Annotated in this window: 17 protein-coding genes; 5 read left to right on the forward strand and 12 right to left on the reverse strand. The window is 52.6% G+C overall.

Going from position 1 to position 14,559, the window contains the following annotated elements; translation table 11 throughout:
* Positions 1-34: 34 nt before the first annotated feature.
* Entirely contained in the window at positions 35-544 is a 510-nt protein-coding gene (locus ACO0K9_RS20065; protein WP_422987859.1) for a Crp/Fnr family transcriptional regulator, read from the forward strand.
* 178 nt (positions 545-722) lie between these two features.
* Positions 723-1,052: a hypothetical protein gene (locus tag ACO0K9_RS20070; protein WP_422987860.1), complete on the forward strand. Its 330-nt coding sequence runs from the start codon at positions 723-725 to the stop codon at positions 1,050-1,052.
* 191 nt (positions 1,053-1,243) lie between these two features.
* On the opposite strand, the gene ACO0K9_RS20075 is transcribed toward ACO0K9_RS20070, so the two are convergent.
* Together ACO0K9_RS20075 and ACO0K9_RS20080 are read right to left on the reverse strand one after the other, a co-directional pair.
* Complete coding sequence (locus tag ACO0K9_RS20075) at positions 1,244-1,480, reverse strand: hypothetical protein (protein WP_422987861.1); 237 nt, start codon at positions 1,478-1,480, stop codon at positions 1,244-1,246.
* A gap of 131 nt (positions 1,481-1,611) precedes the next feature.
* Positions 1,612-2,598 (reverse strand): alpha/beta fold hydrolase, encoded by a 987-nt coding sequence (locus ACO0K9_RS20080; protein WP_422987862.1) that lies wholly within the window; start codon positions 2,596-2,598, stop codon positions 1,612-1,614.
* Between the two features lie 145 nt (positions 2,599-2,743).
* Between ACO0K9_RS20080 and ACO0K9_RS20085 the strand changes: the two genes are divergently transcribed.
* Complete coding sequence (locus ACO0K9_RS20085; RefSeq protein WP_422987863.1) at positions 2,744-3,622, forward strand: helix-turn-helix domain-containing protein; 879 nt, start codon at positions 2,744-2,746, stop codon at positions 3,620-3,622.
* 201 nt (positions 3,623-3,823) lie between these two features.
* On the opposite strand, the gene ACO0K9_RS20090 is transcribed toward ACO0K9_RS20085, so the two are convergent.
* The 3 genes from ACO0K9_RS20090 to ACO0K9_RS20100 all read right to left on the reverse strand — a co-directional run bounded on the left by ACO0K9_RS20090 (position 3,824) and on the right by ACO0K9_RS20100 (position 7,721).
* Entirely contained in the window at positions 3,824-5,944 is a 2,121-nt protein-coding gene (locus ACO0K9_RS20090; protein WP_422987864.1) for a hypothetical protein, read from the reverse strand.
* A gap of 33 nt (positions 5,945-5,977) precedes the next feature.
* The gene (locus ACO0K9_RS20095; RefSeq protein ID WP_422987865.1) at positions 5,978-7,483 is read right to left on the reverse strand and encodes a hypothetical protein; all 1,506 of its coding nucleotides are present in this window, start codon (positions 7,481-7,483) and stop codon (positions 5,978-5,980) included.
* A 67-nt stretch (positions 7,484-7,550) separates the two neighbouring features.
* Positions 7,551-7,721 (reverse strand): hypothetical protein, encoded by a 171-nt coding sequence (locus tag ACO0K9_RS20100; RefSeq protein WP_422987866.1) that lies wholly within the window; start codon positions 7,719-7,721, stop codon positions 7,551-7,553.
* 314 nt (positions 7,722-8,035) lie between these two features.
* Between ACO0K9_RS20100 and ACO0K9_RS20105 the strand changes: the two genes are divergently transcribed.
* On the forward strand, positions 8,036-8,404 hold the full coding sequence (locus ACO0K9_RS20105) for a TSUP family transporter (protein WP_422987888.1): 369 nt from the start codon (positions 8,036-8,038) through the stop codon (positions 8,402-8,404).
* A gap of 12 nt (positions 8,405-8,416) precedes the next feature.
* Here ACO0K9_RS20105 and ACO0K9_RS20110 read toward each other — a convergent pair whose 3' ends face one another.
* The 6 genes from ACO0K9_RS20110 to ACO0K9_RS20135 form a co-directional block, all read right to left on the reverse strand.
* The gene (locus ACO0K9_RS20110; RefSeq protein ID WP_422987867.1) at positions 8,417-8,902 is read right to left on the reverse strand and encodes an arsinothricin resistance N-acetyltransferase ArsN1 family B; all 486 of its coding nucleotides are present in this window, start codon (positions 8,900-8,902) and stop codon (positions 8,417-8,419) included.
* A 431-nt stretch (positions 8,903-9,333) separates the two neighbouring features.
* Positions 9,334-10,317, reverse strand: a complete 984-nt coding sequence (gene lipA / locus ACO0K9_RS20115) for a lipoyl synthase (RefSeq protein WP_422987868.1) — start codon at positions 10,315-10,317, stop codon at positions 9,334-9,336.
* A 22-nt stretch (positions 10,318-10,339) separates the two neighbouring features.
* A complete protein-coding gene (gene lipB / locus ACO0K9_RS20120) occupies positions 10,340-11,005 on the reverse strand; it encodes a lipoyl(octanoyl) transferase LipB (protein ID WP_422987869.1) in 666 nt (221 codons plus the stop codon).
* Positions 11,006-11,106: 101 nt separating this feature from the next.
* Positions 11,107-12,063, reverse strand: coding sequence for a PhzF family phenazine biosynthesis protein (locus tag ACO0K9_RS20125; protein WP_422987870.1), 957 nt, complete (start codon positions 12,061-12,063; stop codon positions 11,107-11,109).
* A 62-nt stretch (positions 12,064-12,125) separates the two neighbouring features.
* Complete coding sequence (locus tag ACO0K9_RS20130; protein WP_422987871.1) at positions 12,126-12,677, reverse strand: cysteine hydrolase family protein; 552 nt, start codon at positions 12,675-12,677, stop codon at positions 12,126-12,128.
* 46 nt (positions 12,678-12,723) lie between these two features.
* Positions 12,724-13,047: a DUF2917 domain-containing protein gene (locus ACO0K9_RS20135; RefSeq protein WP_422987872.1), complete on the reverse strand. Its 324-nt coding sequence runs from the start codon at positions 13,045-13,047 to the stop codon at positions 12,724-12,726.
* A gap of 168 nt (positions 13,048-13,215) precedes the next feature.
* Between ACO0K9_RS20135 and gcvA the strand changes: the two genes are divergently transcribed.
* Complete coding sequence (gene gcvA / locus ACO0K9_RS20140; RefSeq protein ID WP_422987873.1) at positions 13,216-14,112, forward strand: transcriptional regulator GcvA; 897 nt, start codon at positions 13,216-13,218, stop codon at positions 14,110-14,112.
* Positions 14,113-14,182: 70 nt separating this feature from the next.
* On the opposite strand, the gene ACO0K9_RS20145 is transcribed toward gcvA, so the two are convergent.
* Entirely contained in the window at positions 14,183-14,464 is a 282-nt protein-coding gene (locus ACO0K9_RS20145) for a DUF493 family protein (RefSeq protein ID WP_422987874.1), read from the reverse strand.
* Positions 14,465-14,559 lie beyond the last annotated feature (95 nt).

Raw genomic sequence — 14,559 nt, forward strand, 5'->3', positions numbered from 1 at the left:
TGACCAGCAGGAATATTAAATTAACGAGTAAACAATGAATCCAGATCATGCTTTGGACGGTTTCCGCCTCGTGGGGATAGGCACGACATTTCAGTCGGGCGACATATGTGACATGATCGCAGAATCCCAGCTGTTTGCAGACCTGGAATGGAAAGACATCCAGGCTCTGGCGGGCTATGTGCAATGCTATGAAGTGTCAACCGGCACGGTCGTCTTCAAGGAAGGTGAATCCGGCACCTATATGTTCTTGTTGGTGAAAGGCGAAGTCGAAATACTCAAGTCAGACCAGGATGGCGGCCTGCACCGAATTGTCCTGGTGACGCACGGCAAGACCGTAGGGGAAATGTCCATCATCGATGGCGAAAAACGTTCCGCCACCTGCATTGCCTCACAAACCAGCATCTTGCTATTGCTGACCAAAGACAACTACGCCCGCATCATCAAGGAAAAGCCCGTGCTGGCGGTACACATCCTGGCAAAACTGGCAAAACTGATGAGCCAGCGCCTGCGCAGCGTGAGTGGGCAACTGGTTGAGTATTTGTGAGTGAGGGGAGACAGTACCCGCCAGATAGTAAAGAGCCTCATGTGTAGGGTGCGCCGCGCGCACCATGTTTGATGCCTTCTCTCACAGTTAAATGTCCTGTAAATGGTGGTGAATAACCAAATGCAATCACATGATCGGCTATTGTCGTTGAGTCCGACATTTGAGTGTTAAAGATAAAATGGACGAAATTAAAATGCACGCGCTGCTTTCAAATCCAAATGCGCTGGTGCTTTCTTCAATCGAGAATTTTCTGGCAGAAAACGAAATTCGCTATTGTTTTTATCTTGGAGGTAGTGAAATTTTCTTTACGGGCTGTGCAAAAGAAAGTGCAGGGATTCGGTCAGTTGCCTTTTCAGAAGAAATGGATAAATTTCTTCTTACCCTCTGCGTGTACGACCCCAGTATCGTAAAGAAAATGGTTCGTCTCACTTGGGAGCATCTGGAAGGTAACGATGTTGGGCTGCCGGTATCCTTATTTCAACATTTGGTTACGAATAAACTAGCGTAGACGCATGCAAACAGAAACTAAGAATCCCAGTAGGAGTCTACAAATAGAAGTGTGTAAGTAATTCTGATGAACTTCATATAATGAGGAATCGCCGCCAGTTATAACGCTGGCTGGTAAAACAGTGTCTGCTGATGACAGTACACGGCACGGTGCGCGCGGCGCACCCTACAAATACGCGTAACCTGCGTCCATCACTCCCGGTTAATCCGCTTCAACCTTTGCCCGAATACCGCCCAGATACAATCTTCGCCATCGACATTGCCGCAGATGACCCAGCCTGTGCCTGTTTTTTGTACCGTGGTCGCGCAGTCTAGTTCGGCACCAAGTTTTTTGGCCCAGTTCTCGGCGGCGCTTTTGCCTTTGAAGAGTTCATTGCCTTCAAAAATCACGGTGCTGTCAAAGACGGGGGCGGCGAATACAGTGTTCATGCGGGTTCCTGACGGAGATAAACGATGCGGTGTGCAGATAGCCATTGTAACGCAGCATGGTATTCGCTTCCGGCAATGATTTCCGCTTACATCTGTTGATGACGATGGCGCAGCAGTGCAGGTAGATGTAATCATCTCAATCCCCACAAGCGCCGGGCTTCATCCGCAATCACATCTGGAAGCTCTTCCTGAAAAAATAGCTTCCCTTCGGGTACCACGCGTATGCCACGTGACTGTGGAAATAGTCGGTCAAGGTAATCTGCATCAGCCAGCGAAAATAAGGTGTCACTGCCGCCCCATACCATCTTGACGGGGATGCGGCTGCGTTTGAGTTCTGCCTCTATACCCGCCAAGGGGTTGGGTTCCAGCGCCAGGTGAAAGGCGTGGTATTGCTGGCGACGCAGCGGCGAGCTGACCAGCGGCGTGACGTAATAAGCGATGTTGGCGTCGGTAAATACGGCCGGGTTGTGAAATACGGCCGCACCAAAGGTGGCGCGTGCCTGGTTGCCGTCGGCTAACCATTTGGCGGTTTCTTCGGCCAGGGTGCCAGCGCGGGCCATATTGATGGCTGGCTGCACACCTGCTGGCGGGCTGTCTGGCTCGACGTCGCAGTTTGTCAGCAACATGCTGCGCACGCGTTCTGGATAACGCACGGCGAATAGTTGCGCCACCGCACCGCCACTGTCGCTGGCAACAATATCGACCGCACCGACCTTCAGATAGTCCAGCAGGCTGATCAGCATCCCCAACTGGGCATCGGCTGTCAGTGCTTGCTGCGCAGGCACTTGGGTATAGCCCAGGCCCATGAAGTCGGGCGCGATGCAGCGGCGGTAAGGCGACAGCCTGTCTATCGCGCCACGCCATTGGAAGCTATTCAGCGGCGCGCCGTGCAAGAACAGGGCAGTATCACCGTGGCCCCGTTCTACATAAGCGATTTTGCCAAAGGGCAGGCTGGCAAAGCGGCGCATTGCGCCAAATGCGGCGGCATCTGTGGTCTGGTGTAGTTTGCCTTGTTCAGCCGCCCTGGCCAGCGCCGACATTGCTGGCAGTACCAGCGTGGTGGCGACGCCGCTGGCAATGGCCGCAGGGGTGATTTGCAAAAAAAGCCGTCTTTTCATTTCAGTCTCCAAATAGGATGGGCAAGTAGAGACGATGCTAGCAACATTGTTTTGCCACGGCGCGCACCAACAGCCAAACCTGAGCACAGACGGATGATTTGCGCTACATTAATACTTCTTCTGGTGTGCATATTTTGAGGGCGCGATGAACAGACCTGCATGCTATCCCCATCCGCCGGCGGCACTGCTCAACAGTGCTGGCAACCATGATTTACCGCTGCTTGATGTGCTGACCTCACCTGTACCAACAGGCCTGTTCAATTCCCCTGTCGATGCCCGTCATGTGCTCTGCCTGCATCTTGGTGACCCTGTGCCCGTGTCTTATGGCGCTGGCCGGTATGAACGCCAGGGCGTGCGCCTGCATGGCCAGTTCTGTGTCGTACCTGGTGGCTCCAGCACACGCTGGACACTGACCCAGCCCGCCACGTCCTTACTGTTGCGCTTGTCACCGCACACAGTGAGCGACACCGCAGCAGCCATGAACCTGGGCAGGCAGAATAACTTGCTGGCGCCAGCCATACACATACGCGACCCACAGATAGAACGCATAGGCTGGATGATGCAAGCCGAAGACCACGACGCCTATCCCGGCGGGCGTATTTTTGCCGATAGCCTGGCCGTCGCACTGGCCGCCCGCCTGTTTGCCTTGCAGTCACGCAAGCCAGCCACCGACCCGGTAGCTGGCCGCAGCCTGCCAGCCTGGCGGCTGCGCCACGTCATCGATTATGTAGAGGCACATCTGGATAGCGACCTCACCCTTGCCGAACTGGCTGCCGTGGCCGGGTTCAGCCTGTCGCACTTCAAGTCACTGTTCCGGCAGGCGACAGGCATGCCGGTACACCGCTATGTCATGGAACGCCGCCTGCAACGCGCACGCCAGCTCATGATGGAAGGCAAGCAGAGCATGACAGACATCGCCATGGAAACTGGCTTTGCTCACCCCAGCCACCTGGCCGGCAGCATGCGCCGTGTGCTGGGTTTTAGCCCGGCACAAATTCGCGGGATGATGACATCATCAATTTGATATTGATACCTTGACCTTGCTTGAAAAAAGATTGAATTGCCTGATCGTCGTGAAAGCTGTCATCCTGAATCAGTATTGGGCTGATGAGCCGTAGCCTGGCGAGGCCCGACCTGGCTAGGTCCGACCTAACGAGGCCCGACCTAACGAGGCCCGACCCAACCTACATTTGAAGTTGACCGCATGGCAGTACTGGACCATGTCTTACTTCGGCGTCTTGTTGGCAAACCACTTCAGGATAACCTGCGTGCGCTGTATCGACAAATCCCGGATTACCGGCATATGCAAGGCATCATCCATCGGTTTTGCCAGCACCACGCTGATAGGCTCGGCATACTGAACCACGGTAGCATAGTCGTCCAGCTTAAAACGACCCATGATGGGATACAGCTTGGCATACTGCGGCAGTATGAATTTAATGCAATTATCCCAAGTCGGATTATCGGGGAAGGTTTGCTGGCTAAACAGCAGGATACTAATCAAATCGTCCGGGTGCTGGGTGTAGCTTTTTGCGATGGTTTGATCGGCGAAATTGTAGCGTACAAAGTAAATTTGCCCATTGATGTTTTGACTGGCGCGTGGGAAACCAGGGTCAGTGCCAACGATTTTCAATTCAGCCATGCCTTGCTCATTGGTCGCCAAAGGCGTAGGGCTGAAGGATATGGCATTTTGCGGTATCGCGATGTTTTTCAATCCAGAGGTACCGCCAGTACCCATCGTATTTTTAGTGTAGTCCACGGAATCTTTCGGCGACATCAGCGTTGCCTGAAGCTTGATATTGGCCGCAGCTTGACCAAACTTGGTGGCATAGAAGCGAACCAGCGCGGTTGCGCCGTTAGCCTGATCTGGTCCTGTGGGAATGCCGGGATTCATTCTAAAAACAAACTGATCGGCCCGCAAATTATAGCCATTGATATTTTCTGCCAGCCAGATAACTGGCGCAGGCGCTTTTCTGCCGATCAGACCCAAGGGCATCGTCAATACCTTCTGTTCTGCCTGTTGCACAGTCAAGCCAGGTGGCAATAAGGCAGGATCGACTTTCACCGTCAGTATGCCACCGCTGACTGTCATCAACTGTGCCATCTGGACCGGGTCGTTTGGCAAAGCGGCGATGCTAACTGCGTTCTTCAAGCTGATGCCCACCTCTTGTTTTTGGTCAAAATAAACCAAAAACAGCGCGCCCAGCGCAGGCAATGCAACACCGAAACCCTGCTTTGGATCGTTATAACCGGGCTTGTCGGTGGCGAGCGAATTGCCGAGATTCACGGTGATCAATACCTCATTGCTATTGCTGAGCACCTGCGTGCAGAACGGTGCAAAATTGCATTGGGCCCGGCTATTGGGCACCTTGATCGGTGCCATCATGCGTGACGGCGTGTAAAACATGGGGATCGCCGTAGCCAGCGGCCCTATCGTGCCAGTTAACAAGCCGGTTGGAAACAAGGTATTGATGTTCGGCGGTGGCACTGGCGATGGGGGTGGTGCCAGTGTAGTCGCCAGGATAGTGGCGCGATAGGTATCGGCGTCGGCTTGCCCTAACAAAATAGTGAGACGATTATTCACATACGATTCGGTCGGAACCTGGCCCAGGTTAGCAGGCTTGCCCTGATCATCCAGACCCATGGAATATTGGGTCATGGGCTCTAATTTGGCAACGATATTGGCGGGTACGCCCTTTGTCACCAATGCCCGCAGGGTCGCAGTATTGAACAGATAGATTACTGGCGCATTATTATGCGCATTCACCACAAAATTGACGCTCAATTGTTTCGGTGATTGTTGCTGGAGTTGACTGAGGAATTTGGACTGCGGTTTAGGCGCAGTCGTCCAGCTCAAGTTGGTCAGGCTTGATTGATATACCCCGCAACCACTGCCCGAGCTTCGTGGGCCGTTGATTGCCTGCGCCCAAACCGCGTTATACGAGCCAGCGACATAATCACCGCGGACAAAATCGCTGATCGACCCTGGTTTGGCGGTAATGCCCGCCACTTGCAAGCTCAGCCCCCATATTTCACTGGTATTTTGCTGACAAGGGTCGAGGTCAACCAGCTTCGGTGCCGCCATCGCATACACTGCATTGACTGGTTGCCCAATCACCGGATCAACATCGGGGTCGGTGGTTTCATTGCCGGGGCCATAGACTACTTTGGTGACAAGACAGCCTTGAAAATCAAAAATGCCGGTGCCGTTCGGATTCCAATAAAGCTGCAACTTTGGTATGACATCATTCTTATCAGTATAGTTGTCCGGCGTATTGTTCACCGTGCTTGGATCAGCCAAAAAGCCACCGCTAAAGTGCAATCTTGGATATGTTAAATAGCTCATGCCAATTCCTCTCAATATTTTTGAATACGATTTTTACTTAGTTGGGCCACCGTTGGCGGCGCACATTCGGTTGCTTGGTAGCACGCCTGTGCTGCAACCTTTGGTTTTCAGATTCAGTAAATTGAAAATGTGGGAAAGCCCCGCTGGCGGTAACTGAACTTTTACTGCCTGATTCAGTGATTGGCCTTGATTCTTGCCATCCAAGTTATGGCAACTAAAGCAGTTGTAGGGATTTTGAATATTGGAGACGCCATTTTGCACATAGGTTTCCATGCTATTGTTTGCACCCGACAAGGCCCCGACCTGCACCTGCATTGAGGGCGGTAAAGTACCCTTGGCTGTCCATACATTGCCGACCAGTGAATAATTGGCCCACAGTTTATTTGCGTCGCCAGAAGGCAATGCCGCCAGCATTTTTTGCACTGATAAATCCAATGCCTGCAAATTGGCGGTGCTGGGTTGTATGACGTACTTTTGGGTATCCGGGTCACAAATATAGCCAGGCGGCGGGGTCGAGCTACAAGTCAAATTATTGGGCATGGTGCCCTGGGTCGGGTCACCCCAGGGGTGCATGGTGCAAACTTGGGTGGCTTTGCCTTCGGCATAATGATTGGTGGTGCAGTTGCCTTTGCAGTTGGGATCATAAAAAGTCCAATTCCCACCCAAAGGGGGTTGCGCCTCGGTCTTGGAACAGTAGGGAGCGTTATTGCGGTGTTCAAAGGTAGCCCAAATAAACTCCGGGTGGGTCGGCGTCTTGCTCACGATATGCATGCCCACCAGCCCCAGATCCACATTCTCCATGCAGTTTTTGCCGGGTGCCCGAACCGAGCCTTTCGTGCTATAAAAGGTCTTGCTTGCCAGTTCATCGCGCGTCAAAATCTTCCATGCGGTTTTCAATTCCATCGAGCTGTTGGGAAACGCCAAAGTCGGATACAAGTTGGGAATGTCCACCACCTTGTAACCAACCGGTTCAACCAGATCGGGCGCCAGGCTTAAACTACACTGCGCCTCTTGCAAGCCGCAACCGGTGATGAAGTCATACGCTGGTTTATTGACCGATACGCCATAAAATACCCGGTTCAGCGATTTGTCGATCAATGGTTGCCCGACTCCCGCCTGCAAGGTCAGATTGGAAAAAACATAGCCCTGTTTTAAATTGGATGGCCCTTTGCAATACGTTGGCTTGGGTGTTGTCCCCCATGGAGTTGGGGTCTTGCCGGGATCAACAAAAATGCCGTAACTAGGCATAAAGGTTTCAAATTGCCGAACCTGGCTGCCCCGCGCTACCGGTTGCACCAAATACAGCATGGTCTGCCACATATACTGCTGAAAACTGCAGTTATCCGTATTCTGCACGTCGCCTGGCAAGGACGGGTTGCTGACCCATGTGGGACTGGCGTTGCAGACTACAGCACTTGGAGTCGGGTTTTGTTGCGCCTGAGCAATTGAGGGAAGCGCTGTAATGACGCTCATGACAGCAATTGCAATGACAGCAGCCGCGCTTATTGAGAAACGGCGCTGCGGGATGATTTTTTTCATAAACATTCCTTTCCTTGTGATAAAGAAGCTTATTGGCACTGCTGACGGAAGACGAACTCCTGCATAGCTATTGGAACCGGCCCGCAATACTGGAATGCTGGAATGGCAGATCGTTCAGTTGCGCGTTATCGAGGAAAACAACTGTGCTGTCGACGAGAGTGACAACGGTATCCACATCAATGCCGGGGGAAGTGTCGGGCGCACTTTGGACAACGCCGGATAGGCTGGTATTGGACATGGCTTCTCAAGTTTAATCGTGCGTCAAATAGGGAGCGACTACGTTTAACTGCAATTTTCTTGAAGCAATTGCGGGAACCAGGGGGATGGGAGGTTCCGCTAATACTGAGATGCGAATCCCGCCAATACGAGACTTGGCCGGATTCAACGACAAAGCCCAAGTATTAATAAGTTATAATGCAAAATACACCATTATTTATATTTAATCAATTGATTTTTTAAAAACAGATTGTAAACGGCAGATTGCATGCCCGTTTAAATGGCCGCGACGATAAGATCATGGAGGTTTAAGCATCACGCATTATTGCCGGACTGATCGCTGGACTTGGTATAGGTATGGTAGCGGCCTTGCTGGGTGTCGCTGGTGGCGAACTTTTGATACCCACTATTGTGCTGCTATATGGGGTGGACATTAAGGGGTTGGACATTAAGCTGGCGGGCAGCTTGTCACTGGCAGTCAGTTTCCCGACCATGATAGTTGGCTTTGCCCGTTACAGTAATTCCAATGCCTTTAGTATTTTGCGCAAGGAAAGCAGCTTGTTCCGCTGGATGGTAGCTGGTTCCATCCTCGGTGCCGGTATTGGTGGCTTGTTACTGGGGATAGTGCCATCACATCTGTTGATCAGTGTCTTGGGCGGCATACTGTTGATTTCAGCGATCAAAACATTCAAACATTCACATTGATGGGACTCCCGCTCAATTCAGCCGCAGTTCCCAATAGCCGACATCCACCCATTGCTCAAACTTGCGGCCAACATCCTTGAAGTGCGCCACCTTTTCGAATCCAAACTGCTCATGCAGCGCCACACTGGCAGTATTGGGCTGGGCGATACCACCCAGTACAACATGGATGCCACGACTACGCAGGTCATCGATCAACACCTGATAGAGTCTGGCTCCAATTCTTTTGCGTGCATGTTCAGGCGATACATAGACTGTACTTTCAACAGAAAACCGGTAAGCGCTGCGCACCCGCCATGGTGTGGCATAGGCATAGCCAACCACCTCATCATCCTCCTCTTCCACATACCAGGGCATATTGGCGGTGACATCTTTGATACGTTGCGCCATCTCTTCTTCTGACACCGGCTTCTCTTCAAAGCTGATTGTGGTCGTGGCAATGTAGTGGTTGTAGATGGCGATGATGGCGGCTGCGTCGGCAGGTGTGGCTTTTCTTATCATGATGTTGAGATTCGTAATGGAGAATGGCTAAATGGCTTCTATGCTCAGGGGTTCCAGTCTGATCGCTGCCAGATAGAAACCCAGAGAGACTACGGTAAACAGCAAGAGTATCAGCAGAAATGGCTAAGGTGTCGCAGAATGTTGCGCGACAACCGCCATGGCAACTCTAGCCACCTGGCGCGCAGCATGCGCCGTGTGCTGGGTTTGAGTCTGGCTCAATGTACTTAGCTAGAAATTTGATACGTAGGAGCGGCTTTAGCCGCGAACAGTATGCTTGCAGCGGGAACAGTATGCTGTTAATTATTCGCGGCTGAAGCCGCTCCTACGAATGGACATCGACTTGCAGCGGGGTTAGTACGACGGCATGAGTGTGCAAACAAAAACGGCTCATTATCTTAAAAATAATGAGCCGTCTTTTTGTGTTTCTTTTTTTAAACCTTCACATCCGTCCCCACCCCATGCGCCTGCTGATCTGCATGGTAACTGGACCTCACCATTGCTCCCACCGCCGCATGCGCGAAGCCCATTTTGTAGGCTTCTTCTTCATACATCTTGAAGACATCCGGGTGGACGTAGCGGCGTACTGGCAAGTGGTGGCCGCTGGGGGCCAGGTATTGGCCTATGGTCAGCATGTCGACGTTGTGGGCGCGCATGTCGCGCATGACTTGCAGGACTTCTTCGTCGGTTTCACCCAGGCCGACCATGATGCCGGATTTGGTTGGGGTATTCGGGTGTTGTTCCTTGAAGCGTTTCAGCAGATTCAGTGAATATTCATAGTCAGAACCCGGGCGCGCTTCTTTGTACAGGCGCGGTGCGGTTTCCAGGTTGTGGTTCATCACGTCTGGTGGTGCCATGTTCAAAATTTCCAGCGCACGGTCCATGCGGCCACGGAAATCCGGTGTCAGGATTTCTATGCGTGTCATGGGGGACAGTTCGCGTACTTTGGTGATGCACTCGGCAAAGTGGGCGGCACCGCCGTCGCGCAAATCGTCGCGGTCTACCGAGGTGATGACGACATAGCTGAGCTTCAATGCAGCAATGGTTTTTGCCAGGTTGGCTGGTTCATCCACGTCCAGCGGGTCCGGGCGGCCATGGCCGACGTCGCAGAAGGGGCAGCGACGCGTGCATTTGTCACCCATGATCATGAAGGTGGCGGTACCTTTGCCAAAGCATTCGCCAATATTCGGGCAAGATGCTTCTTCACAGACTGTCACCAGTTTGTTGGCGCGCAAGATGTCTTTGATTTCATAAAAACGGGTGGTGGGTGAACCGGCTTTGACGCGTATCCAGTCGGGCTTGGGCAGCCTTTCCATCGGTACGATCTTGATGGGAATGCGTGCAGTCTTGCTGGCCCCTTTTTGTTTTTCGGTAGGATCGTAAGCAGCGTTGGCGACGGGTGTGTTTTCGGTTGTCATGGTATGAAGCGATGTCGAAAAATCAGGAGGCAGTCAAAATATCTTGCAAATTCTGTGCGAGTGCGGTCTGGACCTGGGCCAGCGGCATGGTCACGCCCAGGGTTTTCATGTCTACCGTGGCCAGGCCGGCATAGCCGCAGGGGTTGATCCAGGAAAACGGTGTCAAATCCATATCCACATTCAGTGATACGCCATGGTAGGTACAGCCATTGCCGCGCACTTTCAGGCCCAGGGCGGCGATCTTGGCACCTTGCCACTGGCCGTTGCTGACATAGATGCCGGGCGCGCCTTCCTTGCGTTCACCAGCCAGATTATACGCTGCCAGGGTGTTGATGACCGCCTGTTCTATCTTGTGGACGAATTCACGCGCAAATAAACGGGCCTTGGGGTGGCTGCGGCGCAAGTCCATCAACAGGTAAATCACGACCTGGCCGGGGCCATGGTAGGTGACTTCGCCGCCACGGTCGGTCTGCACCACCGGGATGTCATGGGCGGCCAGCACATGTGACTGGTCGGCACCCAGGCCCAGGGTATAGACGGGCGGGTGTTCGACAATCCAGAATTCATTGGGAGTGTGTTCGGTGCGGGCATCAGTAAAGGCGCGCATGGCATCGAAAGTGAGCTGGTAAGGCTCAATGCCGCGCTGGATGACGTGGGGAATCACAGATGACGAGATGGCTGCTTGCATAGACCGCTAGTGTAACATTTTGCGCGATGGGGGTCTGCGCCAGTGAAAATGGCATGATCTGGCACAGGCCGCAATCATGCCAGAAAGACCAGATTAATTATTCACAGATCAATGTTCAGGGTCTTTTCTACCCTGGCCCTGCCACCCGCCATCAGACTATGGATTTCACCCTGCCTGATGTCGAGGTCAACATGGATCAGGCTGGGTGAGGCAGGGTGCATCAGGTAACCTTGCTCTATCTGCAAGCTTGGCCCGGCTTGTTGCAAGGCGCTGTACAACAGGCAGGCAAGTGGGCCGGCCGCCATGCCGGTTGCTGCTTCTTCGTCTATGCCGTAGCGTGGCGCAAACATGCGGGTGCTGGCAGCGTGGCCGGTATCTTGTGCTTCCAGGGTGAAGGGGTAAAAGCCGATCAGGTCAAATTCTTCACTGATAGCGTTGATCTCTGCCTGTTTGGCTTGTATCTGTGCCAGGTGGTCGCGGCTGTTGATGGGAATCAGCAAGAAGCTGTTGCCGGTATTGACGATGGTGGGGACTTGTCCTGGTATCAAATCTTGGGTGCTTAGGCCCATGCTTTTCAGTATGCGGTTATAGACAGCGGCGCATTGATTACCATCGTGATTACCATCGTGATTACCATCGTGATTACCATCGTGATTACCATCGTGATGGTCATCAGCAGAAATGGGCTGGAAGCGCGGTGCCTTTTGTTGCATGAAAGCCATGTCGGCTTTGATCAATATGTCACGATTGCCATCGATGGTTTCTTTACTGCTCAGTCCTTCACCCACCATATCCAGTGCGCGCAGCAGAGAAAAAGTAGCGACGGTAGCATGGCCACAGTGGGCGATTTGCCGGTTGGGGGTGAAAAATTCCAGTTTAAAGACCGCACTGTCTGAACGCGATACAAAGGCGGTTTCCGACAAGCCCACCGCTTTCGCAATGTGTAATTTTTGCTCAGCAGTATATTGATCTGCATCCAACACCACGCCTGCCGGGTTGCCGCCTGCATTGTTGTGGGTGAAGGCGTGAACGATGTGGACTTTTACAGATCCGGTCATGACATTTCCAAATGAGGGGAATCGGGAGTGATTCTAGAGTGTCTAGTGTATCTGGTGCGAAATTACACTTGCAATGCAATGATGTCAGCGGTGTTTTTGACCGTGCAGAATTCATTGTGCAGGCTGGCCAGGTGGACGCGGTGTATTTCTTCAGCAGGGATCAGTATGCCATTGACGTCGCTTCGGTCAAAGGTGGCGCAGGCGTCGGCAGCCAGTAATACATCAAAACCCAGGTTGCCAGCCATGCGTACCGAGGTGGATACGCAATGATCCGTCGTCAAGCCGGCGATAACTAGCTGTTTGATGTTTTTGACATGCAGATAGGCTTCCAGCTCGGTACCGATAAAGGCGCTGTTGACCTTTTTGGTGAAGATGGCTTCGCCGGTCAGTGGGCGTGTCAGGTTCTTGAATTCATAACCTGGCTGTCCACCACGCAATGGTGAGCCCGCTTCTTGCGATTGGTGGCGTACGTGGATGACAGTTCGTTCACGCTCGCGCCAGTGCTGAAGCAGGGCAGCCATATACTGTTCGGCAGCAGGATTATTGCGCTGGCCCCACTTGGGGTCATCGAAACCTTGCTGTACGTCGATCAGTACTAAGGCTACATGCTTCATACCGGGTTCCCGTGTATTTGTCTGACTATTTGTCTGATTTGGCTAATCAGGCAAATACCTGGCTCAGCTTGCGCGTCAGTTTTTGCAGATAGCCGCCACCCAGGAAGTCCTGGTTTTTCATCGAAATCACGCTGGATACCGCGGACAATTCGATCAGGCTGGCTTGCTGTTCTGCTTCTATCACCACCAGCTGATTTGCCGGAATGACCATGGATTCACCAGCGGCCAGCCAATAATCGTCCTGGTTTCCTGCAATGGTCAGCCATACGCGGCCACAAGCCACTTCAATTTTACGGGCTGTTTCAGAATGGCCAGACAGGGTGTTGCCGGCGGCTATCGTGTATGATGGGTTTGCGAAATTATTTGTCATTTCCATGCTCCTGTATTTACTGCCTGAAATGCGCTGCAATCCGAATATTCTTGCTAAGCTTATGTAAAATATGATTTGTTGCACCGCGATGAAAGCATTGTAGTCTGCTGCCATCAGGAAATAAAACGAGTAATTTTTGATTGCCTTGCTAATTTTATTCACATCAATATGGATTTTAGGCGATTACCCAATTTAGCGGCCCTGCGCGCCTTCGAGGCCGCTGCCAGGCATGAAAATTTCTCGCGGGCGGCAGATGAAATCCATCTGACCCATGGTGCCATCAGCCATCAGGTGCGGGCGCTGGAAGAAGAATTGGGCGTTGCCCTGTTCATCCGCAATGGCAAGCGCATTTCCATCACCCCAGACGGCGAACAGTTTGCCGCCACCATACGCCAGGCCTTGCAAGACCTGGGCAATGCGGCTGAATTGCTGCAAACCCGCAACAAGCAAAAACGCCTGGGCATCACCGCTTTGCCTTCTTTTGCTGCACGCTGGCTGTCACCCCGCCTGGGGCGTTTCATCGAACATTTCCCGGATCTGGAAGTCAGCCTGCAATCCAGTAACCATTTGACGGATTACACCAGGGAATCGATAGACATAGGCATACGCTTTGGGCTGGGTAACTACCCGGGCATGGTCAGTGAACTGTTGATGGGGGATTATTATTATCCTGTGGCCAGCCCGTATTTCCATGGTGGACAGTTACCACGCACGCCGGCGGAACTGGCCAGCATGCAATTGCTGCGCTGTGATAGAGAACCCTGGGAACCCTGGTTTCGCGCAGCCGGTCTGGACAATGAAGAACCCACCGGCGGCCTGGTGTTTCAGGATTCATCGATGCTGGCAAGGGCGGCGGTGGATGGGCAGGGCATCGCGCTGGGGCGGCATATTATCGTGCAGTCAGATATCAAGGCGGGTTTGCTGCAACGCCTGTTTACGATCGACATCCCCTGCGAGGTGGCGTATTACCTGGTGTACCCGCCGAATGCCTTGCTGAAACCGCAAGTAAAAGCCTTCAGGGAATGGCTGCTGAATGAAATTGCAGAAGAGAGCAGGCAGATGTAGTGCAAAGTCGAGGATGAGATGTGCTCTGCCTGTCAGCCAGCATGGGCGGACAAGCAGGAAGACATTCGTCTTACAGTACGAATTTCACCATGGGGTGAGACGACAGTTCACGGTACAGATTGTCCAGTTGTTCACGGCTGGTAGCACGCACAGTTACCGTCACTGACAAGTAAGCGCCTTTGCTGGATGGACGCATCTCAACTTTGCCTGCATGAAAGGTCGGATCGTGGATAGTTACCACTTCTACCATGGTCTGGGCGAATTCATCGTGCATCGGTCCCATGATCTTGATGGGGAAATCGCTGGGATATTCAATCAGACTTTCTTCTGGGGGGATGGGTCTCATTTCCATAATACTTCCCTATTTCAAAATAACTTAATGTCAGTATATGGGGTCTTGCGCCACATTTCCAATAGACGGGCTGTACTTCAAGCACAGTGAATAGA

It is taken from the genome of Undibacterium sp. Ji50W (genome assembly GCF_049340445.1).
Lineage (GTDB): Bacteria > Pseudomonadota > Gammaproteobacteria > Burkholderiales > Burkholderiaceae_D > Undibacterium.